Below are 26,966 nucleotides of genomic sequence, written 5' to 3'. Positions count from 1 at the left end.
GTAAATATTTATTACGTTAATAAAAAACCAGACTGTTGTCAGTCTGGTTTTTGTTTTTTGCGTCTTAGTGCCAAACAATGCTGGCAACACCTTGTTCATGTAGATCAAACAAGCTGGTGTGAACCATTGATGGATAGGTAGTGGTCCCATCCTGGGTTTGCCAGTCATCAAGCATCAGGTCAGTTAAAACCAACGGCAACAGTGACACTGGCGTTTCATCCTGTGGAGGGACCCAGTCGATTAGCGCCGCATCAATCATATCCAGCTGACCGTCCTCGATTGGCAACAGAATGATGCTGGGTTTGGCTTCGATGACAAATAGCCAGTCGATTTTGTTGCCAACCACGCCCTGCGCACTGGTCGGCATGGCACTGAACGTATGCTGAGCGGCGGGCAAATCCGCAGGCAGTGCAAACTGCCATTGACCGTCATCCGCAATCTCCTGGCTTCCAACCAGCACATCATCAATGTAGAAAAGCAAGATAGAACCTACAGGCGCATCACCACTGAATAGGGTATTGCCGTTTTTATCCTGTGTATTGCGGTTGATGGTTACTTCGCTCTCCACTGCGGCAAGCGTTGTGATCGTTACCCACGATGCCGGTTCGCTGGCAGGCTGTTCAGGCAATGCCAACAGTTCATGTATCGCCACGTCAATAAATTGCGGGTTGGATTCTGCTGCCCAGTTTGATGAAACTGGCATCGCAATCTCCGCCCCCAGCAGCTCAAAGTTCCATTGGTTTTCTGCATCATATGCAATCAATGAATGCGTCATGTGCAGGGTTGGGGACGGGGAGATTGCTGGCAGGATCGTCACTGCTGGCTGAGCAAGGGCCACTTCCGCGTTAACCCACGCCTTTTCAGGAAGCGGCAGCTGCAGATGCATCTCGTTGTAACGATGCTCAATACTTATGGCGGTAGCGATAAAGGCATTGGCACAGGACGCGTGCGCTGACGTATAGGGATTGGTGATGTCTTTCGGCGTGGTGCGCATTTTTAGCGCCTCCAGGCTCTCTTCTGATGTGCCATATTGCCGCACTTCTGAGGATGGACCTGACACATCCGGTGCTCGTAGTACATCGAGCGCCTTTCTATGAAAGGAAGTTTGCATAATCTGACCTTCAAAAAATACACTGAGAAAAAATGAACAGGCTCTTATGGCCTCAGCGGTTAAAGCGTCAGGTTTGCGACAAAGATTAAGTGGGGTGTGGGGGGATTTTTGCGATTGCGCCCTATTAAGAACGCAATCGCGAGGAATATTACTTAACTTCCAGACCTTTGGCCTGCATATCGGCGTGATAAGACGAGCGCACAAACGGGCCGCAGGCAGCATGGGTGAAGCCCATCGCCATCGCTTCCTCTTTCATCTCATCAAACTCGGCTGGGCTAACGTAGCGCTGTACCGGCAAGTGGTGACGGCTCGGTTGCAGATACTGTCCCAGCGTCAGCATGGTGACGCCGTGGCGACGCAGATCGCGCATCACTTCAATGATCTCGGCATTTGTTTCGCCAAGGCCCACCATCAAACCCGATTTTGTCGGGATATCCGGATGTGCTTCTTTGAAACGCTCCAGCAGCTTCAGTGACCAATCGTAGTTGGCGCCTGGACGGACCTGACGGTAAACGCGCGGCACGTTCTCCAGATTGTGGTTAAACACATCAGGTGGCGTCGCGGTGAGGATGTCCAGCGCGCGATCCATACGACCACGGAAGTCCGGCACCAGCGTTTCAATTTTGATGGTTGGGCTTTTTTCGCGAATCGCGCTGATGCAGTCGGCAAAGTGCTGAGCACCGCCGTCGCGCAGGTCATCGCGGTCCACCGAAGTAATCACCACGTAACGCAGCGCCATGTCGGCGATGGTTTGGGCCAGTTTCAGCGGTTCGTTAGCGTCAGGCATATTCGGACGGCCATGCGCCACGTCGCAGAATGGGCAGCGGCGGGTACAAATCGCGCCGAGGATCATAAAGGTCGCGGTGCCGTGGTTAAAACACTCGGCAAGGTTAGGGCAGGAGGCTTCTTCACACACTGAGTGCAGACCGTTTTTACGCATCGCGGCTTTGATGCCCTGAATGCGGCTGGAATCCGCAGGCAGTTTGATCTTCATCCATTCCGGCTTACGCAGAATTTCTTCACGCTCAACCATCACGGTTTTCACCGGGATTAGCGCCATTTTGTCGGCATCGCGATACTTGACGCCACGTTCCATCTGAATTGGTTTACTCATAAATCTGCAGGTTCCGGTCGGGATTGCGATTTGAAAGCTTCCTCACTCAAACTGAGAACCAGGCTTTCAACTTTTTTTGAAAATATGGCAAAAATTATATCATCTCGTCTGCCCATAAGCAGCCGATTAGCCAGTGCAAAAGTTACAATTTTGTAAATGCGCACGTACAGTCAAGGTCAGACCGCAGCATCACTTTGCCATTCCAGTTGGGTAAATCCGCTTAAACGGGCGAAATGCTGCACCAGACGCGGCTGCACATCTGCGGGCGTAACGCCCGGCTGCAGCTGGCTGAGCTGCGTCATCTGCATCCCGGCATAACCGCACGGATTGATGCGCAGGAAGGGCGCGAGATCCATCGCCACATTCAGCGCCAGGCCGTGAAACGAGCAGCCTTTACGGATGCGCAGCCCCAGCGAACAAATCTTGTCATCGCCCACGTACACGCCTGGCGCATCCGGTCGCGCGCGCGCGCTGATGTCATAGTCGGCCAGCGTGGCGATCACCGTTTCTTCCAGTGCCGTCACTAACTCGCGTACGCCCATCTTGCGGCGTTTCACGTCGATCAGCACATACATCACCTGTTGGCCGGGGCCGTGATAGGTGACCTGGCCGCCGCGATCGCTTTGTACCACCGGAATATCGCCCGGCATCAGCAGATGTTCGGCTTTACCTGCCTGACCTTGGGTAAACACGGGATGATGTTCCACCAGCCAGATTTCATCGGCGGTGTTGCTGTCGCGTTGATCGGTAAAGTGATGCATCGCATCGGAGATGGGTTGCCAATCGCGCTGGCCGAGTTGACGAACAAGAAGCGTATTAGCTGACAAAGCAGAGATCCGGTAAAGAGTGGAAGGCAGAGTATAACGCTGGCAAAGCGGACTTTGCCAGCGCCAGAATTACAGCACCATACGCACGATTTCGATGTTGCCCAGCTCTTCGTACAGGGTTTCAACCTGCTCAATGTGGGTGGCGATGATGGTAATGGAAACCGAGTGATAGTTGCCTTTGCTGCTTGGCTTAACATCCGGTTTGTAATCGCCTGGCGCGTGGCGCTGCACCACTTCAACCACTTGATCAACCAGCTCCGGTTGCGCCAAACCCATCACTTTGTAGGTGAAAGGCGTAGGGAATTCGAGCAGTTCATTCAATTTGGTTTTCATACATTGACTCCGGTGCTTAAAAAAACAGGCTCCCGCCGAGGCGGGAGCAAAGATAGTAGCTTATTTGGGGGCAAATTGGCGTTTTTTCAAGCGCGCCTTAGCCAAACCAGTGGTGGAACATCAGTTTGATGTAATCGATGATGCGGCCGAAGAAACCGCCTTCTTTCACTTCGTTCAGCACCACCAGCGGACGCTGTTCAACGGTTTTGCCATCCAACTGGAAGTTGATGCTGCCCACGACCTGATTTTTCTGCAGCGGTGCGTGCAGTTCAGTGTTGTTCAGCACATAGCTGGCTTTCAGGTCTTTCATGCGGCCACGTGGGATGGTCAGATAGGCATCTTTTTCCACGCCCAGCTGAACACGATCGCTGTCACCGAACCACACGGGCTCAGACGCAAATTCTTTGCCTGCTTTCAGCGGTGCCACGGTTTCGAAGAAGCGGAAGCCCCACGTCAGCAATTTCTTGCTCTCGGTTTCACGGCCTTTATAAGTCCGACCGCCCATCACTGCGGAGATCAAACGCATCTGGCCTTCAGTGGCAGAGGCAACCAGGTTGTAGCCCGCTGCGTCTGTGTGACCAGTTTTGATGCCATCCACGTTCAGGCTGGTATCCCACAGCAAACCGTTGCGGTTAGTCTGCTTGATGTTGTTAAAGGTGAAATCTTTTTCACGGTAAACCGCGTACTCATCGGGCACGTCACGGATCAGCGCCTGGCCGATCAACGCCATATCGCGCGGCGAACTGTATTGGCCTTCGGCATCCAAACCGTGCACGGTCTGGAAGTGGGTGTTTTTCAGGCCCAGTGCGCCAACGTAGTTGTTCATCAGGTTAACGAATGCGTCCTGGCTGCCGGCAACATAATCCGCCATCGCCACACAAGCGTCGTTACCTGATTGCAGCACGATGCCGCGCGTCAGCTGAGAAACCGGTACACGATCGCCAGGCTTCAGGAACATCAGGGATGAACCTTTGAATACCGGATTACCGGTTGCCCAGGCATCTTTGCCCACGGTCACGATGTCATCGTTATGGATTTTGCCCGCTTTGACCGCCTGACCAATAACGTAGCTGGTCATCATTTTGGTCAAACTTGCCGGATCGCGGCGTGCATCCGCGTTCTTTTCGGCCAGCACTTTGCCGGAGTTATAGTCGATCAGCACATAAGCTTCAGCATCAATGTCCGGTACGCCCGGAATCATAGTCTTAAGGTTAATATCGTCCGCAAAAGCGGCATGGCTGAGAGAAAGAGCGACCAGTGATCCCACTGTCAGGCGTTTCAGAAAACGAGAAGGTTTCAGCGTATTCATGTTCAGGACTACAACATCCGTGGGTTTAGAGTGAAAAAAGTGCCTAACTATAGCAAACGCCCGATCGGGCGACATCTTGCTTTGCAAATCAGTTTCAGCAGGAAATGTCACTGTCCGTTACATTGATGGACGGGCAGTGGTAATAAATGAGCTCATTTGCGCTTCAGTGTTTAGACGCTGCTGCAACGCGGCGGCTTCGGCACGGCTTTGATAGCCACCTAACTGAATACGATAGACGTTGCCATTGGCTTCAACGGCGCCCGGTACGCCAAAACGTTTACCCAGGCTTTCCGCCAGCTGGCGCGCCCGCGCTGGATCGTTAATCGCACCAACCTGCACCACATAACCGCTGCCAGCATGGGCATTCTGGCTGCTGGCAGGCGCGGCTACGGCTGGTGCGGGAGAGGTTGGTGCTGCTGGCGCGGCAACCGGCTCGCTGCCTTCCAGCACACCCGTGGCTAACGGCTGCGGCGCACCGAGAAAACCGCTGCTTTGCACTGGCGCACCCATGCTGTCACTGCTTTGCAAGGTGCTGTTATCTACGGCGCGCACATCTTGCGGTGCAGGCGCGGGTGCCGCATTGGCGCTACCGCCCATCATCACCATACCGCCGCCGAGGTCCGGACGCGCGGGCAGGGCATAGCTCTGTTTGGCGACGGTGGTTCCGATGGTGCCGGGACCAGAAACTGAGCCATCCGGAGCCACTTTGATGTAATCAACGCGCACGCGGGTATTGTTAGAGATATTCAGGCGATCGCCCGCCGCACGCGACAGGTCGATAATGCGGCCTGGCGTATAAGGACCGCGATCGTTAACGCGCACCACAATCTGGCGACCGTTGGCGAGGTTAGTGACGCGCACATAGCTCGGCAGCGGCAGCGTAGGGTGCGCGGCTGTCATGCCTTCCGGATCGTAAGATTCACCGATAGCAGTGCGATTACCCTGCGCTTCGTCACCGTACCAGGTGGCTAAACCCACTTCACTGTAGTTCGACGGATCTTTGATCACGCGGTAGTTTTTACCGTTGACGCTGTAATCCTGGCTGGTGGAAGGATTGATCGGTTCATAGCGTGGTTCCACGCCAGGAATTTCCACTACCGGGCCGTTATAGGCCGGTTGCGGTGGCGCAGTATTATTCTGCGGTTCCGGTGTGGAACAGGCAGCCAGTACCAATGATGCCAGTGCAACCCCAAGCCAGTCCTTACGCATGTGCAGCCTCTTAAACGCTTTTAGATAACATTTTTCGATGAGTATGGATCGACATCACAATGCCAAATCCAGCCATTAACACAATCAATGCCGATCCGCCGTAGCTCACCAGCGGCAGCGGTACGCCAACCACCGGTAAGATACCACTTACCATGCCAATGTTAACGAAAACATAAACGAATAAAATCAGCATCAAACCGCCCGCCATCACGCGACCAAAGGTGGTTTGCGCGCGCGCCGCAATAATCAGTCCGCGCATGATCAGCAGCAAATAGAGTACCAGCAATAACAACACGCCAACCAGGCCGAGTTCTTCCGCTAACACGGCAAAAATAAAGTCGGTATGACGCTCAGGCAGGAATTCCAGCTGCGATTGGGTGCCATGCAGCCAGCCTTTGCCGCGCAGGCCACCGGAACCGATAGCAATCTTCGACTGGATGATGTGGTAACCGGCGCCGAGCGGATCGCTTTCCGGATCCAGCAGCATCATCACGCGGTCACGCTGATAATCGTGCATCAGGAAGAACCACAAAATCGGGATAAAGGCCGCCACCAGCAGCACGGCGATACCAATTAGCTTCCAGCTCATACCGGATAAAAACAGCACAAATAGACCGGAAGCGGCGATCAGAATCGACGTACCCAGGTCAGGCTGTGCCGCCACCAGCAGCGTCGGCATGAAAATCAGCACCAGCGCGATGCCGGTGTTTTTCAGCGTCGGCGGACAGACATCGCGGTTAATAAAGCGCGCCACCATCAGCGGCACGGCAATCTTGGCGATCTCCGAGGGCTGAAAGCGCACAAAACCCAAATCGAGCCAGCGCTGTGCGCCTTTACTGATGTGGCCAAAGGCATCCACCGCGATCAGCAATATCACGCAGACAATATAGAGATAGGGTGCCCAGCTTTCGTAAACGCGCGGCGGCACCTGCGCCAGCACCAGCATGATGACGATGCCCATGGCAATCTGCCCGAACTTACGCTCGGTCATGCCGGGATCCTGTCCGCTGGCGCTCCAGATGACAATGGCGCTGTAGGTCAGCAAGCTGAGAATGATCAGCATAAACAGCGGGTCGATATGGATGCGCGTCCAGATCGATCTTTTCTGCGGACTATCGTTCATGGACATTGTTATTCACCTTCGTAGCCGGGCGGCATCGGTGCGGCTTCTGGCAGCACGGTATTATTGTCGCCTAACATAATGTGGTCGAGAATCTGGCGCATCACGGTGCCAACAGCCGGACCTGCGCCGCCGTTTTCCAGAATCATGGTGACGGCCACGCGCGGCTTATCGTACGGCGCGTAAGCGGTCATTAATTTATGGTCGCGCAAGCGCTCTGCAATCTTGTGCGCGTTATAGACTTCATTTTCTTTCAGGCCGTAAACCTGTGCGGTACCGGATTTGGCGGCGATTTTGTAAGGCGCATCGGCAAAACTCTTGTGTGCCGTACCGTTGGCGCGGTTCGCTACGCCATACATGCCGTCTTTAGCAATTTCCCAGTAGCCTGAGTGAATGTCGCCAATCGGTGCATCCGGCGGCTGGCGATAGGGCACCATGGTTTGGCCTTCACGCGTGGCGCGCAGTAAGTGCGGCACCTTGATCACACCGTCGTTAATCAGAATCATCATCGCTTTGTTCATCTGAATCGGTGTCGCGGTCCAGTAGCCCTGACCAATACCCACCGGAATGGTGTCACCTTGATACCACGGTTTCTTAAAGCGCTTAAGCTTCCACTCGCGTGTAGGCATGTTGCCCGCGCTCTCCTGCGGCAGGTCAATGCCGGTGCGATGGCCGTAACCAAACTTAGTCATCCACTCCGACAGGCGATCGATGCCCATATCGTAGGCGACCTGATAGAAGAAGGTATCCGCTGATTCTTCCAGCGATTTGGTGACGTTCAGGCGGCCGTGGCCCCATTTTTTCCAGTCGCGATAGCGCTTTTCCGAGCCGGGCAGTTGCCACCAGCCGGGATCGAACAGGCTGGTGTTGCGGTTGATTACGCCTGCGCTCAGTGCCGACACGGCCACGTAAGGTTTCACCGTAGAAGCCGGTGGATAGGAAGCTTGCAGCGCACGGTTGTACAGCGGACGGTTTTCGTCGCTCAACAGTGCTTTGTAATCTTTGCTGGAGATGCCGTCGACAAACAGGTTCGGGTCATAGCTCGGCGTTGACACCAGCGCAAGGATTTCGCCGGTGCGCGGATCGCTCACCACCACCGCCGCGCGGCTGCCGGTGAGCAAGGTTTCGATGTATTGCTGCAGCTTGAGGTCAACCGTCAGATAAATATCGCGTCCGGCCTGCGGAGACTGCTCGTGCAGCTGGCGGATGACGCGGCCACGGTTGTTAACTTCAACCTCTTCATAACCGGTTTTACCGTGCAGCACATCTTCGTAATAGTTCTCGATGCCGAGCTTGCCGATATCATGGGTAGCCGCATAGTTCGGCCATTTGCCTTCCTGATCGAGGCGTGTGACATCGCGATCGTTAATTTTAGAGACGTAGCCCACCACGTGCGTCAGCGTCTGGCCGTAAGGATAGTAGCGGCGCTGATAGCCTTTTACTTCCACGCCAGGAAAACGGTACTGATTGACGGCAAAACGCGCTACCTGCACCTCGTTTAAACCGATTTTGACCGGAATCGAGGTAAAGCGGCGTGAGCGTTTGCGCTCTTTTTCAAACGTATCGATATCGTCGTCGGTCAGATCCAGCACCGGACGCAGATCCTGCAAGGTCTGCTTCAGGTTTTCGACCTTTTCCGGCATCAGTTCGGCCTGATAGATGGTGCGATTTAACGCTAGCGGCACGCCGTTACGATCAAAAATAATGCCGCGACTCGGCGCCACCGGCACCAGTTTGATGCGGTTTTCATTCGAACGGGTGCTGTAGTCGTCAAAGCGCAGTATTTGCAGGTGGTACATATTGACCACCAGAATGCTGGAGAGCAGCAGGATGCCAACAAAAGCCACCAATGCTCGGCGGACAAAAAGTTTCTGTTCGGCAGTGTAATCGCGAAAGGCGTTGCTCTGTAATTTCATCCGCTACATTTATTGTCTGGGGTTGTCAGGCGTTTATTCACGATGATAAGGATGATTCGTGGTGATGCTCCACGCACGATACAGGCTTTCCGCTACCAGCACACGCACCAGCGGATGTGGCAACGTGAGCGCTGACAGTGACCAGCTTTGTTCGGCAGCGGCCTTGCACGCGGGTGCCAGTCCTTCCGGACCGCCGATCAACAGGCTGACATCGCGGCCATCCAGTTTCCAGCGTTCAAGTTGCTGCGCCAGCTGTGGGGTTTCCCACGGCTGTCCGGGGATATCCAGCGTGACAATACGATTGCCTTTGCCCACGGCGGCCAGCATCGCTTCACCTTCTTTTTCCAGAATGCGTTTGATGTCGGCGTTCTTGCCGCGTTTGCCGGCAGTCACTTCGATCAGTTCAAACGGCATATCTTTCGGGAAGCGGCGCAGATACTCCATGAAACCGGTCTGAACCCAGTCGGGCATTTTAGTGCCGACGGCTACAAGCTGCAGTTTCACGTCTTAGCTCCAGAGTTTTTCCAGCTCGTACAGCTGGCGGCTCTCTGCTTCCATCACGTGCACAATCACGTCACCCAGGTCAACGACCACCCAATCGGAGGCGGTTTTGCTGTCAACACCCAGTGGCCTCAGGCCCGCAGTGCGCGATTCCTGCACCACATGATCGGCGATAGAAGCGACGTGACGTGTTGAAGTGCCGGTGCAAATAATCATGCAATCGGTGATGCTGGATTTGCCCTGAACATCAATAGCAATGATGTCCTGGCCTTTGAGATCATCAATCTTATCAATAACGAACTCTTGGAGTGCTTTACCTTGCAAAAGGTTCCCCTTAAAAACAGGTGATTACGGACGGGCTAACGATGCGAGAAAGGTAGCCGAAAATGAAGCGGCGCAGTATAGCATGCTGCCTTTAGCAGCGATATAAGCCAACGCTATCGATGTAGTCGATCACTGCATCTGGCAGTAAATCCGCGCAGGAGATTCCGGCATGGCGGCGCTGACGGATTTCGGTGGCGGAAATGTCGAGCAGCGGCGTATCTGCCAGCCAGATGTGTCCTGCTGGTGAGTGATGAAGCTGCTGCACATCATCGGCGAGATGCTCATCAAGCCATTGCTGCATCTCAGGGGTTTCCATCTGGGCGGCGTAACCCGGACGCTTACACACCAGCAAATGGCACAGCGACAGCAAATCTTGCCAGCGATGCCATTTGGCTAACGTTAGCAGAGAATCCTGGCCGATGATAAACCCGAGGGGCTGTTCTGTGCCGCGTTCCGCACGCAGTGCTTCCAGCGTAGCCACCGTCCAGGACGGCGTTGCACGCTCCAGTTCACGCGTATCGATATCAAACAGTGGGCGATCGGCGATGGCACAGCGCAGCATCTCAACGCGCTGTTGCGCACTGGCTTCCGGCTGCGGGCGATGCGGCGGCACGTTGTTGGGTAGCAATGTGACCTTTTTCAAACCCACTTGCTGGGCCAGCGCTTCAACCGGGCGGAGATGGCCGTAGTGAATCGGATCGAAGGTGCCGCCAAACAGGGAGTAGAGTTTAGACATCGGTAAAGCTCAGTGGGAAATCGCGGTGACACAGCAGCAGCGACAGCGTTTCCAGCTGCGGCCACAGGTTTTGGCCGTAATCCTGCTTCATGCTGAGTTCCAGCTCTGCCAGCAAATGCACCGCACGCTGTAAACGCTGCGCATCAAGGCGCTGCAAGGCTTCGGTAAACAACGCGCGGCGGTTTTGCCAGATGCGTTGCTGATCCATTAGCGTGCGCAGCGCTTGTTTGGCCTGATTACGTTGCAGATGCAGCAGCGTGAGTAAATCGCGTTGCAGCGTGCGCAGCAGAATCACCGCTTCGCTGTCCTCTTTCTCCAGCTGATGCAGGATGTGCAGGGCGCGTTTGCTTTTTCCCGCCAGCAGCGCATCCACCCAATGGAACGGGGTAAAGTGCGCGGCATCGTTGACGGCGGCCTCGACGCGCGGCAGCGTCAATTTGCCATCCGGCCACAACAGCGATAAGCGTTCCAGCGCCTGCGACAGCGCCAGCAGATTCCCTTCATAGCAGTAGCAAAGCAGCTGGATCGCTGCATCATCAACGCTCAGCTTCATCGCTTTGGCGCGACTCGCCACCCAGCGCGGCAGTTGCGCTTGTTCAGGCGTCTGGCACGGCACCAACACCGCCTGCGCGCTCAGCGCTTTAAACCAGGCGCTGTTTTCCTGCGCCTTAGTTAATTTCGCCATGCGCAACACCAGCAAAATATCGCTGTGTAGCAGCGTGGCGAGTTTCACCAACTGCTCGGCGATAGCGGCGTTTGGACCGTTTTCTGGCAGTTGCAGCGTCAGGGTTTGGCGTTGGGTAAACAGGCTGAGCGATTGGCAGCTAACGAAGATCGCATCCCAATCGGTTTGCGCATCGATGGTGATGCTGAAGTGCTCTTCAAATCCCTGTGCGCTGGCGGTAGCTCGGATCGCATCCGCGCTTTCCTGAATCAGCAGAGGTTCATTACCGGTGAGAAAATAACAGGCGCGCAGCCCCTCTCGGAGCTGCGCGCTCAGTTGTTCAGGATAAATCCTGATCATTGCAGACTGGTGGCTGACGAAGAAGACACTTCCGGTGAGTTCTGTCCCGGTGCAATCGTCTCAGGCTGCGGCAAAGTATCTTTGTTGCTTTCCTGCGCGGCATGCACGGTCAGCAGTTTACGGACTAACTGCTCGGACGCGCGCTGACGCATCTCCTGCACGATCATATCCTGTTCGGCATCCTTCGCCAGTGCGGCATTCGGGTTGTCGAAGAAGGAGCGATACACGGTGGTGCTGATCGGGTAGATACCTTTACCCGGCAGCAGAACCTGTGCAGTGACCGTCATCACCAGCGAGTATTCTGCGGTAGTACCGCTGATGAACACCGAAGCGGTATCACGTCCCTGGCCTTCAGCACCCAAACGCAGCGTTGGGTATTTGGCGCTGGCTGCTTTGCTGTCTTCAATGATGGTGACATTGTTGATCCGCAGCTGCTGGCGCACGGCTCGCGCCAGTGGGCCATAGGGATCGCCGCTCTGGACGATAAGGGTTTTCATCTCACTCGGCACCGACGTGGTGCCGCGCGGGTGGAAACCACAGCCTGCGGTAATCAATACCGCAAGCAGGACAAACAGCCTGATAATCAGTTGTCGCACAGTTCCTCCTGAACTTAACCTACGACCAGGTTAAGCAGTTTGCCGGGGACATAAATCACTTTACGAATGGTGACGCCATCCAGATATTTCGCCACCAAATGCTCCTGCGCAGCACGCGCCTGCACCTGCTCCTGCGTGGCATCCGTCGCAACGGTAATCTTGCCGCGCACTTTGCCATTCACCTGCACCACGACCAGCAGCGAATCTTCCACCATGGCCGCTTCATCGGCTACCGGCCAGCTGGCTTCGTCAATGCTGCCTTCGCCGCCCAGCGCTTGCCACAATACAAAGCTGGCGTGCGGGGTGAACGGATAGAGCAGACGCGTCACAGCGACCAGCGCTTCCTGCAGCAGCGCGCGATCTTGCTCGCTCTCCTGCGGGGCACGGATCAGCTTGTTCATCAGTTCCATGATGGCGGCGATGGCGGTGTTGAACGTCTGACGACGACCGACGTCATCGGCCACTTTGGCGATGGTTTTGTGCAGATCGCGACGCAGCGCTTTCTGATCGTCATTCAGACTGTTGACGTCCAGCGCCACGGTCGCGCCTTTAGCAATGTGTTCGTAAGCCAGTTTCCATACGCGCTTCAGGAAGCGGTTGGCACCTTCAACGCCCGATTCCTGCCACTCCAGCGTCATCTCTGCTGGCGAAGCAAACATCATGAACAGGCGCACGGTATCTGCACCGTAACGCTCAACCATCAGCTGTGGATCGATGCCGTTGTTTTTCGACTTCGACATTTTACTCATGCCGGCGTAAACCACTTCACGACCTTCGTGGTCGATGGCTTTAATAATGCGGCCTTTCTCATCGCGCTCCACGGTGACGTCAACCGGAGAAACCCAGTTACGCTCGCCGTTCACGCCGAGGTAATAGAACGCATCAGCCAGCACCATGCCCTGACACAGCAGGCGTTTGGCCGGCTCATCCGAGTTGACCAGGCCAGCATCACGCAGCAGCTTGTGATAGAAGCGGAAATACATCAGGTGCATGATGGCGTGTTCGATACCGCCAACATACTGATCGACTGGCAGCCAGTAGTTCGCCGCCGCCGGATCCAGCATGCCTTCATGGTAGTTGGCGCAGGTATAGCGCGCGTAGTACCAGGATGACTCCATAAAGGTGTCGAAGGTGTCGGTTTCACGCAGCGCAGGTTGACCGTTAACGGTGGTTTTGGCCCATTCAGGATCGGCTTTGATTGGGCTGGTGATACCGTCCATCACTACGTCTTCTGGCAGGATGACCGGCAACTGATCTTCTGGCGTTGGCATCACGGTGCCATCTTCCAGCGTCACCATTGGGATTGGTGCCCCCCAGTAACGCTGACGGGAAACGCCCCAGTCGCGCAGACGGTAATTTACTTTACGCTCGCCCACGCCTTTGGCTGCCAGCGCGTCGGCGATGGCGTTGAAGCCCGCCTGATGATCCAGACCGTTGTATTCACCTGAGTTGAACAGCGCGCCTTTATCGGTCATCGCGGCAGCACTTACATCCGGTTCTGAACCGTCAAGATTCAGGATCACTGGCTTGATGTTCAGGTTGTATTTGGTGGCGAACTCCCAGTCACGCTGATCGTGGCCTGGAACGGCCATTACCGCGCCGGTGCCGTACTCCATTAATACGAAGTTAGCAACCCACACCGGAATCTCTTCACCGGTCAGCGGATGGATAGCAAACAGGCCGGTGGCCATGCCTTTTTTCTCCATCGTTGCCATATCAGCCTCGGCGACTTTGGTGGTACGGCATTCGTCGATGAATTCAGCCAGCGCAGGATGAGTGGCAGCCGCTTGCTGCGCCAGTGGATGACCTGCAGCTACTGCTACATAAGTAGCGCCCATAAAGGTGTCTGGACGGGTGGTGTAAACGGTCAGCTTCTCGGCGCTGTTGGCAACGTCAAAGGTGATTTCCACGCCTTCAGAACGGCCAATCCAGTTGCGCTGCATGGTTTTGACCTGTTCCGGCCAATCTTCCAGCTTGTCGAGGTCGTTGAGCAGCTCTTCCGCATAGGCGGTGATTTTAACGAACCACTGTGGGATCTCTTTGCGCTCAACTTTGGTATCGCAGCGCCAGCAGCAGCCGTCGATAACCTGTTCGTTGGCCAGTACGGTCTGATCATTCGGGCACCAGTTCACCGCAGAGGTCTTTTTGTAGACCATGTCTTTTTCATACAGCTTTGTGAAGAACCACTGTTCCCAGCGATAGTATTCTGGCTGGCAGGTCGCCAGTTCGCGGCTCCAGTCGTAGCCAAAGCCCAGCAATTTCAGCTGGTTCTTCATGTAGGCGATATTGTCGTAGGTCCACGGCGCAGGCGCAGTGTTGTTTTTTACCGCAGCGCCTTCAGCTGGCAGACCAAATGCATCCCAACCAATCGGCTGAAGGACGTTTTTGCCGAGCATACGCTGGTAGCGCGCAATCACATCGCCAATGGTGTAGTTACGCACGTGACCCATGTGCAGGCGGCCAGAAGGATAGGGCAGCATCGAAAGGCAGTAATATTTCTCTTTGCCTTCCTGCTCGGTCACTTTAAAGGTTTCGTTTTCGTCCCAGTGTTGTTGGACGCGGGATTCTATCTCTTCCGGGCGGTATTGCTCTTGCATGGCTGCCTGTGGTCCTTTGTGAAAATCGCTAAGCATACTTTTAGATCCGCATAGCATACCCATAAGGCTGCGCCTCAACAACTTTTCACGCCCTCGCAGGCCGGATTTCTGCCGAATGCGCCGCCGCTTTCACCCTTTTGTGATTTCTTCGGTTGCTGCCCATGCAATTGTGACAAAACCGCTAAACTTAACAGCAGTATCCGCAGCGAAAAGGAGAACAAAATGAATAACGTGGCGCAGGAATACCGTGCAACGATTGAAGCATTATCCCAGCGATTGGATCATGGCGAGCGCGATGTTGATGCGCTGGTGGCCGAGGCGCGGCAAAGTTTGCTGGCGAAAAAAACGCTGTCACCCGCCGAGGTGAATGAAGTAATGCGTGCTGTGCGCCGTGATTTACACGAGTTTGCGCTGAGCTATCAGGAGTCTTCTGATGTGGTTGGCGATTCGGTGTTTTTGCGCGTAATCCGCGAAAGCCTGTGGAAGGAGCTGGCGGATATCACCGATAAAAGTCAGTTGGAGTGGCGTGAGGTGTTTCAGGATTTGCGCCATCACGGCGTTTACCAGAGCGGCGAAGTGGTCGGCCTGGGGAATTTAGTCTGTGAGAAGTGCGGCTTCACGCGGGCGATTTATACGCCAGAGAGCTTAACGCGCTGCCCGGAGTGTGGGCACGATCAGTTCCAGCGTCAGCCGTTTGAACCCTGATGAAAGGTAGCCAGGTCGTCATTAATGACGACCCTACAAAAGTGAGGTGATTTTGTAGGGTGCGCATTAATGCGCACCTGGCTTGAGGATATTGAATCAGTGCAGAATCTTCGCCAGGAAGTCTTTTGCACGGTCGGATTGCGGGTTATTAAAGAAGTCATCCTTATTGGTGTCTTCAATAATTTTCCCTTCATCCATAAAGATCACGCGGTTGGCGACTTTGCGTGCAAAGCCCATCTCATGCGTCACCACCATCATGGTCATGCCTTCATTGGCTAATTCAACCATCACGTCCAACACTTCGTTGATCATTTCAGGATCAAGCGCTGACGTTGGCTCATCAAACAGCATCGCCACCGGATCCATACATAACGCACGCGCGATTGCCACGCGCTGCTGCTGACCACCGGAAAGCTGACCAGGGAATTTATCCGCGTGCGCAGAGAGCCCGACGCGTTTTAGCAGGCCTTGTGCTTTCTCACGCGAGGCCGCTTTGTCACGCTTCAGCACTTTAACCTGCGCCAGCGTCAGGTTCTCAATGATGCTAAGATGCGGGAACAGCTCAAAGTGCTGGAACACCATGCCGACTTTGCTACGTAACTGAGCAAGGTTGGTTTTTTTGTTGTTCACTTCGGTGCCGGTCACCTGAATGCTGCCCTTTTGAATCGGCTCCAGGCCGTTCACGGTTTTAATCAGCGTTGATTTACCTGAGCCAGACGGACCGCAGACCACCACCACTTCACCTTTTTTCACTTCGGTGGAGCAGTCGGTCAGCACCTGAAAGTGCCCATACCACTTTGAAACATTTTTCAGGCTAATCATTTAAACCGTCCTCTTTCTTTTCAGATAGGTAACCAACAGCGAAGCGCTCAGGCTGATCACAAAGTAGACCAGACCAGCAAACAAAATCATTTCAACCTGGGTTCCGTCACGCTCACCAATGGTGGACGCGGTGCGGAAGAAATCAGCCAGGCTCAGTACATAGACCAGCGAGGTATCCTGGAACAGCACGATGCCCTGGGTTAGCAGCAGCGGCACCATGGCGCGGAACGCTTGCGGCAGCACGATCAGTTTCATCGATTGCCAATGCGTCATGCCAAGCGCCAGTGCGGCATTGGATTGGCCGCGAGAGATGCTCTGAATACCGGCACGGATGATTTCCGAATAGTACGCCGCTTCAAAGAGCGCAAATGCCACCATGGCGGAAATCAGGCGGATATCCGATTTAGGCGATAAGCCCAGTACCTGCTGCAGGAATGCGGGCACCACCAGATAAAACCACAGCAGCACCATCACCAGGGGTACGGAACGGAACAGGTTGACGTACAGCTTGGCAAACCAGCGCACCGGCGCGATTGGCGATAAGCGCATCACCGCCAAAATCGTGCCCCAGATAATGCCAAACACCACGGCAATCGCGGTGATCTTGAAGGTAATGATCAAGCCATTCCATAGGTAAGGCAGGCTGGGAACAATCGAACTCCAGTCAAACTCGTACATTATTTGCCTCCCATATTGCCAGGCAGGCGAATTTTGCGTTCTACCACACTCATAATCAGCATGATCACCAGATTAATGCCGACGTACGCCAGAGTGATGGCGGTAAAGGATTCATAGGCATGCGCGGAGTAATCCAGCAGCTTGCCGGCCTGCGCGGCCATATCCACCAAACCGATGGTCGAGGCGATCGCCGAGTTCTTCACCAGGTTAAGCATTTCCGAGGTCATCGGCGGCACAATCACGCGATACGCATTCGGCAACAGCACATAGCGGTAGGTTTGCGGCAGCGTCAGGCCCATCGCTAAGCCTGCATTTTTCTGACCACGTGGCAGCGACTGAATCGCGGCGCGCACCTGTTCACACACGCGTGCGGCGGTGAACAAGCCGAGACAGATGGTGGAAGAGAGGAAGAACTGAATGTTCGGATCCAGCTCCGACTTAAACCACATGCCCAGCTTTTCGCCCACCAGTTCTGGCGCCACCAGATACCAGAAGAAGAACTGCACAATCAGCGGGATATTACGGAACAGTTCCACGTAGCAGGTGCCAATCGCCGCCAGCAGGCGGTTGGGCACGGTACGCAGAATGCCAAATAAGGAACCTACCAGGAAGGCGATAATCCAGGCGCAGCAGGACACCGCAATGGTGACCTGAAAACCGGACCACAGCCAGCCGAGGTAAGTCGTATTGCCGAACGGGGCCTGTTCAAGAAAAATGCCCCAGTTCCAATCGATACCCATAACGAGCTCCGGTAAAAAAAGGGTAGCGAGGCTACCCATAAGATTGTTGAGCGGTGTCTTGCATCCTGCTTCAGGGGAACGGCCTGTTACAGTCTGTCTGTCCGCACCGCATGTTCAGCAATCGAGAGGGCAGCGGGGCTGCCCTTGTTGTCGTTGTTAATTCAGAGTGCTTTGTCGTTCGGTGCTTTGAACAGGGCCTGCATATCGCTTGAAAGATCGAAGTTCAGGTTCAGATTCTTCGGTGGAATCGGCTGTTTGAACCAGGTTTCAAACCATTTTGAGGCTTCGCCAGAGGTCTGCGCTTTAGCAATGGTTTCATCCATCAGCTGTTTGAACTGTGGATCCTGATTGCGCAGCATGCAGCCGTAAGCTTCTTTCGATTGCGGCGTACCCACGATATCCCAGTTGTCTGGCTTCTTGGCTTTGGCACGTTCACCCGCCAGCAGCGCGTCATCCATCATGAAGGCCACAGCACGACCGGTCTCCAGCGTACGGAAAGAATCGCCATGGTCTTTCGCGCTAATGATGCGCATATCCATTTTCTGCTCGTCGTTCAGCTTGTGCAGCAGAACTTCAGAGGTGGTTCCGGAGGTCACGACAACGGTTTTGCCCTTCAGATCAGGGAAATCTTTGATGTCGCCGCCTTTTTTCACCAGCAGACGCGTACCGATGATGAATACGGTGTCAGAGAATGCCGCTTGCTTCTGGCGCTCCAGGTTATTGGTGGTAGAGCCGCACTCAAAATCGTAAGTCCCGTTCTGCAACAGGGGAATACGGTTCTGCGAGGTAATCGGCAGCATTTTGATCTGCAAATCAGGCTTATTCAGTTTGGCCTTGATAGCCGCAATGATGGCGTTTGAATAATCCTGTGAATAGCCAACCACTTTTTGCTGGTTGTCATAGTAAGAAAAGGGAACTGATGATTCACGATGCCCAACGACGATCACGCCGCTATCATTGATTTTTTTCAGGGTACCAGTGAGATCTTCCGCCTGGGCCGCTCCCGCTGCTGCTCCCAACAGCAAAAGAGATAATGCCACTTTGCGTATCTGCATGTTCCAACTCCTTCGTATGGATGTCGCGCAGAACATAAACTGCGCAGATTGTGATGTTGTGTGTATTTCGTGCTGCTTTTTTAGTTATCCCATAGCGCAACTGCACGCAGGATAGTGATTAACATAGCGAATTGTTAACGCAATGAAACAAAAAAGTTTCTTTTTTGCGAGCCGCTCCGCACCAATAAAAGGCAAAAATTCACCGATGCGCTAATAGAGTGCGCATCATTGCCATAAATTAGTGCGTCAAGGTTGCACTACGCTTACAAAAGCCGATGTTTGCGAAAATCACTGAAATAAATAGCAATGATCGTGCCAGCACGATGAATAAGTGTAAAAAGCCAGCAGAGAATCGGGGAAAGCACAACGGAAGGAAGAGAAAACAGCGCATAAAAAAGGCGAAGTATTCACTTCGCCTGTTTGCATAGCAGCCTGAACTAGTGGCGACGGCGCAGAATGGCCACCACAATGCCAATCAATGTCAGCATCCACACCGGCCAGATGCCCGCTTTGGCATACGGCGTTTCGCCGGTTGTTGGCGTCACTTTGGCTTCCAGCACATCACGGGTGAACTGTGGCAACGCTTTCTCCACCTCACCGTTGGCATTCACCACCGCTGTGACACCGTTATTGGTGGAGCGCAGTAACGGACGTCCCAGCTCCAGTGCGCGCATGCGTGCCATCTGGAAATGCTGCCACGGCCCGATGGAGTGACCGAACCAGGCATCGTTGGAGACGGTTAGCAGGAAGTTGGTATCGGGACGGAAGTTAGCGCGCACTTGTTCGCCCAGCACAATCTCATAGCAGATAGCGCTGGTCAGGTTATAACCCGACACTTTTAGCTGCGGCTGGACATAGGCGCCACGGCTGAAAGAGGACATTGGCAAATCGAAAAACGGCGCCAGCGGACGCAGCAACGCTTCCAGCGGCACAAACTCACCGAATGGCACCAGATGATTCTTCTGATAGCGGTTCTGGCTCTGATAGCTGTAAGGCTGCTCGCCACCCAGCACGATCACCGAGTTGTAGTCGTGATAACGATTATCGCCTTCCACCCGTGAATCCACGATACCGGTAATCAGTGAGCTGCCGCGTGCGCGCAGGTTAGCGTCCAGCGCTCGAAGGAACGGCTGCTGGTTGCTTTCTAAATCGGTTATCGCTGATTCGGGCCAGATAATGATCGGCGCTTTGCCGATAAATGGCTGGCTGGATGAGGTGTAAACGCGCAGCGTGTTCAGCAGCTGCTGCGGATCCCACTTCATCGACTGCGGAATATTGCCTTGCACCATCGCAACATCAACGCTGCGTTCAGGTAGCGGTTGATACCACTGCAACATGCGCAGCGGCCACGGCAATAACAGCAGTAGCGCGGCGGCAATCAAACTTTTCACGGTACGATGATGCAATGCGTGCACCAGCAGGCCCGCAATCACCATTAACAGGAAGGTAATGGTTTCCACGCCCGCCAGCGGCGCGAGGCCTTTTAGCGGACCATCGATCTGGCTGTAGCCAAACTGCAGCCACGGAAAACCGGTAAGCACCCAACCGCGCAGGAACTCGCTAATCTGCCACAGTGCCGGTGCCGCTAATGCCAAACGCCAGATTGTGGCGCGCGGCCAGAAACGGTTGAGCACGAGGGCAAACAGCAATGGATAAAGCGACAGATAGGCCGCGAGCAGAATCACCAGGAAGATATTCACCGGGCCGGGCATGCCGCCAAAGGTGGCGATGCTGACGTAAACCCAGTTGATGCCGCTGCCAAATAGTCCAAAGCCCCAAACAAAGCCGATCGCTGCTGCCTGCGCAGTGCGACGTTCCAGCAGCAACAGTTGCAGACCAAACAGCGAAATTAACGCTGCGGGCCAGAAATCGTAGGGGGAAAAGGAAAGGGTGCCAATGGCACCCGTAATTAACGCCAGCAGCAGGCGAACCCGCTGCTGCGAGTAAAGAGAGGCTAAAGCCATAAAATTATTCGTCTTCCAGTTGCGGTTGTGGTGAGTCTTCGGGAATTTTTACATGCACCTGGATGATACGGCGGCTGTCAGCCATGGCGACTTTGAACTGATAGCCATCAATGACAATACTTTCGCCGCGAGCGGGAAGGTGGCCGAATCCCTGCATGACCAATCCGCCAATGGTATCGACTTCGTCATCGCTGAAATCGGTGCCAAAGACCTCATTAAAATCTTCAATTTGCGTTAAGGCGCGCATGGTATAGGTGTAACGATTGAGCTGGCGGATATCACGATCTTCTTCATCGTCATACTCATCTTCAATTTCGCCGACAATCAGCTCAAGAATATCTTCAATGGTCACCAGACCCGAGACGCCACCAAATTCATCAATCACAATCGCCATGTGATAACGCTGCGAGCGGAACTCCTTCAGCATGCGATCGACGCGCTTGCTTTCCGGTACCACCACGGCGGGACGCAGCACTTTTTCGATGCTGAACGGCTCAGACGCGCTGGCCATAAACGGCAGCAGGTCTTTGGCCATCAAAATGCCTTCAACGTGATCTTTGTCTTCGCTGATCACCGGGAAGCGTGAATGCGCGGATTCAATAATCACCGCAAGGCACTCTTCCAGAGTTTGGTTGCGTTTCAGGGTGATCATTTGCGAGCGTGGGATCATGATGTCGCGCACGCGCTGTTCGGCAATATCCAGCACCCCTTCGAGCATGTCGCGGGTGTCCTGATCGATCAGCTCTTTTTGCTCAGAATCGCGGATTAACCCCAGCAGTTCATCACGGTTTTTAGGTTCACCGTGAAACAGTTGGTTGATTAACAGGGAGAAAAATCCCTTTTTACTACTGGGTGCGTCGCTGTTTTGAGAATGGTCGTCGCTCATGGCGTTTTTATTTAGTTCTCTCTAATGAGGGATTGGGGCTGCCGGCATCCGCGCCAGCAGCGCAATAACCTGAACCAGCGGCTCAGGCGTCTTCTTTCTCCGAAATGTACGGATCAGGATAACCAAGAGCAAGCATTATCTCGGTCTCCAGCGCCTCCATCTCTTCGGCTTCTTCATCTTCGATATGGTCGTAACCCAGCAGATGCAGCGTACCGTGCACCACCATATGCGCCCAGTGCGCTTCGACGGTTTTGCCTTGTTCAGCAGCCTCTTGCTCGACAACCTGACGGCAAATAATCAGATCGCCGAGCAACGGCAGTTCAATCCCCGGCGGTGCTTCAAACGGGAATGACAGCACGTTGGTCGGCTTATCTTTGCCGCGATAAGTCAGATTAAGCTCATTACTCTCAGCTTCATCCACCAGACGAATCGTGACTTCGCTTTCTGGTTGAAACGGCGTTACCGCCGCTTCCAGCCAGCGTTGAAAATCACTCTCTGCCGGCAGATGGTTTTCATCAGTACAGGCCAGTTGTAAATCAAGAATCACCGCGCTCATGAACGCTCCTGCGGGCTGGTTTGGCTGGCAAGCTGCGCTGCAATAGCTTCGCGTTTGCGCTCTTCTGCCTGTTGATCACGGCGTTTCTGGTCGGCGGTTTCCCAGGCTTCATAAGCATTCACGATGCGTGCGACAACCGGATGACGCACCACGTCTTCACTGTGGAAAAAGTTAAAGCTAATCTCATCGACTTCTGCCAGCACTTCAATGGCGTGGCGCAGGCCGGATTTGGTGCTGCGCGGCAAGTCAATCTGCGTGATGTCGCCGGTAATGACCGCTTTGGAATTGAAGCCGATACGCGTCAGGAACATCTTCATCTGCTCGATGGTGGTGTTCTGGCTCTCATCGAGAATCACAAAGGCGTCGTTGAGCGTACGTCCGCGCATATAGGCCAGCGGAGCCACTTCAATCACGTTGCGCTCAATCAGCTTCTCTACACGTTCAAAGCCCAGCATTTCGAACAGCGCGTCGTACAGCGGGCGCAGATAGGGATCGACCTTCTGGCTGAGATCGCCGGGCAGGAAGCCGAGTTTTTCCCCGGCTTCAACCGCAGGACGCGTCAGCAGAATACGGCGAATCTCCTGACGTTCCAGCGCATCCACTGCCGCAGCGACCGCCAGATAGGTTTTACCGGTACCGGCTGGGCCGATACCAAAGGTGATGTCGTGCGCGAAGATATTGGCGATGTACTGCGCCTGATTAGGCGTACGCGGTTTGATTACACCGCGTTTGGTCTTGATGTTCACCGCTTTGCCGAACTCAGGCACGCTCTCAGCGCTCTGTTCCAGCACGCGGCTCTCTTTGATCGCTAGGTGAATCTGGTCCGGTTCGATATCTTTAATCTGACCGCGCATCGGGGCGGTATCAACGTACAGCGTGCGCAGAATATTGACGGCGGCGTCCACGCACAGCGAGCGGCCAGTGAGGGTGAACTGGTTATCGCGGCGTTTGATTTCAAGGCCCAAACGGCGCTCCAGCTGTTTCACATTGTCATCCATCGGACCGCACAAGCTCATCAGTCGTTGGTTATCTGCCGGTTCAAGGGCGATTTCACGCGTTTCGATATTCAAATGAATCCTTAAGGTCACTCAGGGCCAGTTGAAAAAGTGTGCCGGATGCTGAAGAGCAATCTCTCAACATCTTTAGGGAATTATTTATGGCGCTACGCCGAGGCGCAAGCTTCAGAAACGATATTTGGGCAGCACTTGTGGAAAGCAAGGGCTTTGGGATGAAACAGGCGACAGCGCGTTGTGCGCTGTCGCTCAACGTTCGAGGTTTCAAGGCTGGAACATGCCGACGCCGATGTCGTTCTCTTTGCGGGTACGGGCAATCACCGACGCCGGGCTTTCGGCCACACGCAGCGCCATTTGATCTTCGGTGCGCACCAGCACGCCGCGCAGGGAGCTGGCATAGACATCAACAATTTCGACATCAACAAACTTACCGATCATTTCTACCGGCGCTTCAAAGTTCACCACGCGGTTATTATCGGTGCGGCCGGTCAGCTCCATCACATTCTTACGTGAAATGCCCTCTACCAACACGCGCTGTGTGGTGCCCAGCATGCGGCGGCTCCACGCCATCACCTGCTGATTGATGCGGTCCTGCAGAATGAAGAGACGCTGCTTTTTCTCCTCTTCTGTTACATCGTCGGGCAGATCGGCGGCCGGCGTACCTGGACGCATCGAGTAGATAAAGCTGAAGCTAACATCGAAATTAACTTCGCCAACCAGCTTCATGGTCTGCTCAAAATCCTGCTGCGTTTCGCCGGGGAAACCAATGATGAAATCCGAGCTCAGCTGGATATCCGGACGCGCAGCTTTCAGCTTGCGGATAATCGCTTTGTACTCGAGTGCGGTGTGCGCGCGCTTCATCAGCGTCAGGATGCGATCTGAGCCGCTTTGAACCGGCAGGTGCAGGAAACTCGCCAGCTCAGGCGTATCGCGGTAAACCTCGATGATGTCATCGGTAAATTCAATCGGATGGCTGGTAGTGAAGCGAATTCGGTCAATGCCGTCGATCGCCGCCACTAAGCGCAGCAATTCCGCAAAGGTGCAGATGTCGCCATCAAAAGTGGCACCGCGATAGGCGTTGACGTTCTGGCCCAGCAGGTTAACTTCACGTACGCCCTGAGCGGCAAGCTGCGCGATTTCCAGCAGAATATCGTCGCTTGGGCGGCTGACTTCCTCGCCACGGGTGTAAGGCACCACGCAGAAAGTACAATATTTATTGCAGCCTTCCATGATCGATACGAAGGCAGTTGGGCCATCGGCGCGCGGTTCTGGCAGGCGGTCAAACTTCTCGATTTCCGGAAAGCTGATGTCAACAACCGGGCTTTTGCTGCCGCGCACGGTGTTGATCATCTCCGGCAGGCGATGCAACGTTTGCGGGCCAAAGACGATATCGACGTAACTGGCGCGCTGACGCAGGCGTTCACCTTCCTGTGAGGCGACACAGCCACCCACGCCGATAATCAGATCGGGATTGGTTGCTTTCAGCTTTTTCCAACGGCCTAACAGAGCAAAAACCTTCTCCTGCGCCTTTTCACGGATAGAGCAGGTGTTGAGCAGCAGAACATCCGCCTCTTCAGCTTCCTCGGTAAGAGTGTAGCCGTGCGTACTGTTCAGCAGATCGGCCATCTTCGATGAATCGTATTCATTCATCTGACAGCCCCAGGTTTTGATGTGCAGTTTTTTGGTCATCGAACTAGCCATTGATTCAAGCGAAGTGCAGGGCGCGTATTGTAATGCTTCGACGCTGTTGTTACCAGGCTTCACGCATCTGCATCGCATCACGTGGCTAATTTCCGGTACACTTTAGCTATCAACGTGATGCTGGAAGGCCTCACGGCAAAAAGAAGGATTAGAGTCGATGCAGGATTCACATTTTGATGTGGTGATCGTGGGCGGTGGCATGGTCGGTGCGGCGCTGGCATGTGGTGTGGCGCAGCAGCAGTTCCGCGTAGCGGTGATTGAACGGGCGGAACCCGCAATCTTTGATGCCAGCAGCGAGCCGGATGTGCGCATCTCCGCCATTGGTGCCTCGTCGGTGGCGTTGTTGCAGCAACTGGATGTCTGGTCGCGCGTGCAGGCGATGCGTTGTGCACCTTATCGTCAGCTGGAAACCTGGGAGTGGCAAAACGCACATGTGAAGTTTGATGCGGCGTCGCTTGGGCTGCCTGAGCTGGGCTTTATGGTGGAAAATAGCGTGCTGCAACGTGCGCTGTGGGAAAAAATGCAGGAAGAGGGCATCACGCTGATCTGCCCGGCGAGCTTACAGGGTTTGCAGCCGCACCGTGCTGGCTGGCATGTGCAACTCGATAACGGCCAAACGCTGGATGCGCGTTTAGTGGTCGGCGCAGATGGAGCCAACTCGCGTGTGCGGCAGTTAGCGGGCATTGGCGTGCGTGGCTGGAACTATGCGCAATCCTGCATGCTGATCAGCGTGGAGTGCGAGCAGGATGCAGGCGATTCCACCTGGCAGCAGTTTACGCCACAAGGGCCGCGCGCTTTCCTGCCGCTGTTTGATCGTCGTGCTTCGCTGGTGTGGTACGACGCGCCCGCGCGCATCCGTCAGCTGCAAAGTTTGCCACTCCAGCAACTGGAGAAAGAGATTTATGCCCACTTCCCAGCACGTGTTGGGCGTATTCGGGTCAAAACCGCCGCCTCTTTCCCGCTGGTGCGACGCCATGCCACACGTTATGTGATGCCGGGATTGGCGCTGGTGGGCGATGCGGCGCACACCATCAATCCGCTGGCCGGGCAGGGCGTTAATCTGGGCTATCGGGATGTGGATGCGTTGATCACTACGCTGGTCGAGGCGCGCAACCAGGCTGAGCTCTGGTCATCGGACGCTGTGCTGCAGCGTTATCATCGTCAGCGTTACAAAGATAATTTACTGATGCAGGGCGGGATGGATCTGTTCTACTTCACCTTCAGCAATAAACTGCCGCCGCTGCGCTTTGCGCGAAACCTGGCGCTGATTGCGGCGGAGAATGCCGGAGCGTTGAAACGCAAGGTGCTGCGTTACGCATTAGGTTTGTGATTGTAGGGAGCGCATTTACGCGCTCCTGGTTAAAAGTGTGCTCACCACTTTGCCAAACGCAGAAAACAATAAAGCCCGCATAAGCGGGCTTTATTGTGCAATTTGGCTGGGGTGCAGGGATTCGAACCCCGGAATGCTGGTATCAGAAACCAGTGCCTTACCGCTTGGCGACACCCCAATAGGTGTTTTATCAAATTGTCTTTTATGGCTGGGGTGCAGGGATTCGAACCCCGGAATGCTGGTATCAGAAACCAGAGCCTTACCGCTTGGCGACACCCCAATAATTTGGTGGCTACGACGGGATTTGAACCTGTGACCCCATCATTATGAGTGATGTGCTCTAACCAGCTGAGCTACGTAGCCTTGGTACTGCTTACTGCGTCCGACGATGGCTGGGATACCTGGATTCGAACCAGGGAATGCCGGTATCAAAAACCGGTGCCTTACCGCTTGGCGATATCCCATTCGTCGATTTTGTATCCACAACATATTCCGGATTGGCTGGGGTACCAGGATTCGAACCTGGGAATGCTGGTATCAAAAACCAGTGCCTTACCGCTTGGCGATACCCCATCCGGCTGCCGAAGACTGAAATGGTGCGGGAGGCGAGACTTGAACTCGCACACCTTGCGGCGCTAGAACCTAAATCTAGTGCGTCTACCAATTTCGCCACTCCCGCAAAAAGATGGTGGCTACGACGGGATTTGAACCTGTGACCCCATCATTATGAGTGATGTGCTCTAACCAGCTGAGCTACGTAGCCATCTTTTTCGCGTAACCTTCATCGGCGTTGCGGGGC

25 protein-coding genes and 7 tRNA genes are annotated in these 26,966 nt (G+C 54.6%); 2 read left to right on the top strand and 30 right to left on the bottom strand.

What is annotated here, in order from left to right:
* Positions 1-64: 64 nt before the first annotated feature.
* The 14 genes from PanJK_RS10865 to leuS form a co-directional block, all read right to left on the bottom strand.
* Complete coding sequence (locus tag PanJK_RS10865) at positions 65-1,111, bottom strand: hypothetical protein (RefSeq protein ID WP_265299572.1); 1,047 nt, start codon at positions 1,109-1,111, stop codon at positions 65-67.
* Between the two features lie 148 nt (positions 1,112-1,259).
* Positions 1,260-2,225, bottom strand: coding sequence for a lipoyl synthase (gene lipA / locus PanJK_RS10860; RefSeq protein WP_265299571.1), 966 nt, complete (start codon positions 2,223-2,225; stop codon positions 1,260-1,262).
* Between the two features lie 176 nt (positions 2,226-2,401).
* Positions 2,402-3,052, bottom strand: a complete 651-nt coding sequence (gene lipB, locus PanJK_RS10855; protein ID WP_008103694.1) for a lipoyl(octanoyl) transferase LipB — start codon at positions 3,050-3,052, stop codon at positions 2,402-2,404.
* A 69-nt stretch (positions 3,053-3,121) separates the two neighbouring features.
* A complete protein-coding gene (gene ybeD / locus PanJK_RS10850; protein WP_008103691.1) occupies positions 3,122-3,385 on the bottom strand; it encodes a DUF493 family protein YbeD in 264 nt (87 codons plus the stop codon).
* Positions 3,386-3,482: 97 nt separating this feature from the next.
* A complete protein-coding gene (gene dacA, locus PanJK_RS10845) occupies positions 3,483-4,694 on the bottom strand; it encodes a D-alanyl-D-alanine carboxypeptidase DacA (RefSeq protein ID WP_256695901.1) in 1,212 nt (403 codons plus the stop codon).
* Positions 4,695-4,811: 117 nt separating this feature from the next.
* On the bottom strand, positions 4,812-5,903 hold the full coding sequence (gene rlpA, locus PanJK_RS10840) for an endolytic peptidoglycan transglycosylase RlpA (RefSeq protein ID WP_265299569.1): 1,092 nt from the start codon (positions 5,901-5,903) through the stop codon (positions 4,812-4,814).
* Between the two features lie 10 nt (positions 5,904-5,913).
* A complete protein-coding gene (gene mrdB / locus PanJK_RS10835) occupies positions 5,914-7,026 on the bottom strand; it encodes a peptidoglycan glycosyltransferase MrdB (protein ID WP_036648258.1) in 1,113 nt (370 codons plus the stop codon).
* A gap of 8 nt (positions 7,027-7,034) precedes the next feature.
* Complete coding sequence (mrdA, locus tag PanJK_RS10830) at positions 7,035-8,939, bottom strand: peptidoglycan DD-transpeptidase MrdA (RefSeq protein WP_265299568.1); 1,905 nt, start codon at positions 8,937-8,939, stop codon at positions 7,035-7,037.
* Between the two features lie 33 nt (positions 8,940-8,972).
* Positions 8,973-9,443, bottom strand: coding sequence for a 23S rRNA (pseudouridine(1915)-N(3))-methyltransferase RlmH (rlmH, locus tag PanJK_RS10825; RefSeq protein WP_008103678.1), 471 nt, complete (start codon positions 9,441-9,443; stop codon positions 8,973-8,975).
* A 3-nt stretch (positions 9,444-9,446) separates the two neighbouring features.
* A complete protein-coding gene (gene rsfS / locus PanJK_RS10820; protein WP_061717393.1) occupies positions 9,447-9,764 on the bottom strand; it encodes a ribosome silencing factor in 318 nt (105 codons plus the stop codon).
* A 91-nt stretch (positions 9,765-9,855) separates the two neighbouring features.
* Positions 9,856-10,500, bottom strand: a complete 645-nt coding sequence (gene nadD, locus PanJK_RS10815; RefSeq protein ID WP_265299567.1) for a nicotinate-nucleotide adenylyltransferase — start codon at positions 10,498-10,500, stop codon at positions 9,856-9,858.
* The gene (holA, locus tag PanJK_RS10810; RefSeq protein ID WP_265299566.1) at positions 10,493-11,524 is read right to left on the bottom strand and encodes a DNA polymerase III subunit delta; all 1,032 of its coding nucleotides are present in this window, start codon (positions 11,522-11,524) and stop codon (positions 10,493-10,495) included. Before holA ends, nadD begins: the two co-directional genes overlap by 8 nt.
* Positions 11,521-12,120 carry an LPS assembly lipoprotein LptE gene (gene lptE, locus PanJK_RS10805; RefSeq protein ID WP_008103668.1) on the bottom strand — a complete coding sequence of 200 codons (600 nt, stop codon included), beginning with the start codon at positions 12,118-12,120 and terminating at the stop codon, positions 11,521-11,523. Before lptE ends, holA begins: the two co-directional genes overlap by 4 nt.
* A 14-nt stretch (positions 12,121-12,134) precedes the next feature.
* On the bottom strand, positions 12,135-14,717 hold the full coding sequence (gene leuS / locus PanJK_RS10800; RefSeq protein WP_256695908.1) for a leucine--tRNA ligase: 2,583 nt from the start codon (positions 14,715-14,717) through the stop codon (positions 12,135-12,137).
* 222 nt (positions 14,718-14,939) lie between these two features.
* Here leuS and PanJK_RS10795 point away from each other — a divergent pair, with 222 nt between their 5' ends.
* Positions 14,940-15,422: a zinc ribbon-containing protein gene (locus PanJK_RS10795; protein ID WP_007890691.1), complete on the top strand. Its 483-nt coding sequence runs from the start codon at positions 14,940-14,942 to the stop codon at positions 15,420-15,422.
* Positions 15,423-15,518: 96 nt separating this feature from the next.
* Here the strand turns inward: PanJK_RS10795 and PanJK_RS10790 are convergent, their stop codons facing one another.
* From PanJK_RS10790 to miaB, 9 genes are all read right to left on the bottom strand, one after another.
* Positions 15,519-16,244, bottom strand: coding sequence for an amino acid ABC transporter ATP-binding protein (locus tag PanJK_RS10790; protein ID WP_008103661.1), 726 nt, complete (start codon positions 16,242-16,244; stop codon positions 15,519-15,521).
* On the bottom strand, positions 16,245-16,922 hold the full coding sequence (gene gltK / locus PanJK_RS10785) for a glutamate/aspartate ABC transporter permease GltK (RefSeq protein ID WP_007890689.1): 678 nt from the start codon (positions 16,920-16,922) through the stop codon (positions 16,245-16,247).
* The gene (locus tag PanJK_RS10780; RefSeq protein ID WP_008103659.1) at positions 16,922-17,662 is read right to left on the bottom strand and encodes an amino acid ABC transporter permease; all 741 of its coding nucleotides are present in this window, start codon (positions 17,660-17,662) and stop codon (positions 16,922-16,924) included. The genes gltK and PanJK_RS10780 overlap by 1 nt, the downstream gene beginning before the upstream one ends.
* Positions 17,663-17,823: 161 nt before the next feature.
* On the bottom strand, positions 17,824-18,717 hold the full coding sequence (locus PanJK_RS10775) for a glutamate/aspartate ABC transporter substrate-binding protein (RefSeq protein ID WP_265299565.1): 894 nt from the start codon (positions 18,715-18,717) through the stop codon (positions 17,824-17,826).
* A gap of 437 nt (positions 18,718-19,154) precedes the next feature.
* Complete coding sequence (gene lnt / locus PanJK_RS10770; RefSeq protein WP_265299564.1) at positions 19,155-20,681, bottom strand: apolipoprotein N-acyltransferase; 1,527 nt, start codon at positions 20,679-20,681, stop codon at positions 19,155-19,157.
* Between the two features lie 4 nt (positions 20,682-20,685).
* Complete coding sequence (gene corC, locus PanJK_RS10765; protein WP_256695911.1) at positions 20,686-21,567, bottom strand: CNNM family magnesium/cobalt transport protein CorC; 882 nt, start codon at positions 21,565-21,567, stop codon at positions 20,686-20,688.
* A gap of 82 nt (positions 21,568-21,649) precedes the next feature.
* Entirely contained in the window at positions 21,650-22,123 is a 474-nt protein-coding gene (gene ybeY, locus PanJK_RS10760) for an rRNA maturation RNase YbeY (RefSeq protein WP_256695912.1), read from the bottom strand.
* Positions 22,120-23,193 (bottom strand): PhoH family protein, encoded by a 1,074-nt coding sequence (locus PanJK_RS10755; protein ID WP_008103649.1) that lies wholly within the window; start codon positions 23,191-23,193, stop codon positions 22,120-22,122. Before PanJK_RS10755 ends, ybeY begins: the two co-directional genes overlap by 4 nt.
* A 207-nt stretch (positions 23,194-23,400) precedes the next feature.
* Positions 23,401-24,825, bottom strand: coding sequence for a tRNA (N6-isopentenyl adenosine(37)-C2)-methylthiotransferase MiaB (gene miaB, locus PanJK_RS10750; RefSeq protein ID WP_008103648.1), 1,425 nt, complete (start codon positions 24,823-24,825; stop codon positions 23,401-23,403).
* 169 nt (positions 24,826-24,994) lie between these two features.
* Between miaB and ubiF the strand changes: the two genes are divergently transcribed.
* Positions 24,995-26,167 carry a 3-demethoxyubiquinol 3-hydroxylase gene (gene ubiF / locus PanJK_RS10745; protein WP_265299563.1) on the top strand — a complete coding sequence of 391 codons (1,173 nt, stop codon included), beginning with the start codon at positions 24,995-24,997 and terminating at the stop codon, positions 26,165-26,167.
* Between the two features lie 103 nt (positions 26,168-26,270).
* Here the strand turns inward: ubiF and PanJK_RS10740 are convergent.
* The 7 genes from PanJK_RS10740 to PanJK_RS10710 all read right to left on the bottom strand — a co-directional run bounded on the left by PanJK_RS10740 (position 26,271) and on the right by PanJK_RS10710 (position 26,930).
* Positions 26,271-26,345, bottom strand: a tRNA-Gln gene (locus PanJK_RS10740).
* Positions 26,346-26,372: 27 nt separating this feature from the next.
* Positions 26,373-26,447 (bottom strand) — tRNA-Gln (locus PanJK_RS10735).
* Between the two features lie 6 nt (positions 26,448-26,453).
* Positions 26,454-26,530, bottom strand: a tRNA-Met gene (locus PanJK_RS10730).
* Positions 26,531-26,556: 26 nt separating this feature from the next.
* Positions 26,557-26,631: transfer RNA gene (locus tag PanJK_RS10725), tRNA-Gln, on the bottom strand.
* 34 nt (positions 26,632-26,665) lie between these two features.
* Positions 26,666-26,740, bottom strand: a tRNA-Gln gene (locus PanJK_RS10720).
* 21 nt (positions 26,741-26,761) lie between these two features.
* Positions 26,762-26,846 (bottom strand) — tRNA-Leu (locus PanJK_RS10715).
* 7 nt (positions 26,847-26,853) lie between these two features.
* Positions 26,854-26,930 (bottom strand) — tRNA-Met (locus PanJK_RS10710).
* Between the last annotated feature and the right edge of the window lie 36 nt (positions 26,931-26,966).

Source organism: Pantoea sp. JK (genome assembly GCF_026130245.1).
Classification (GTDB): Bacteria; Pseudomonadota; Gammaproteobacteria; order Enterobacterales; family Enterobacteriaceae; genus Pantoea; species Pantoea trifolii.
This window is presented reverse-complemented; position numbering and strand designations above follow the sequence as displayed.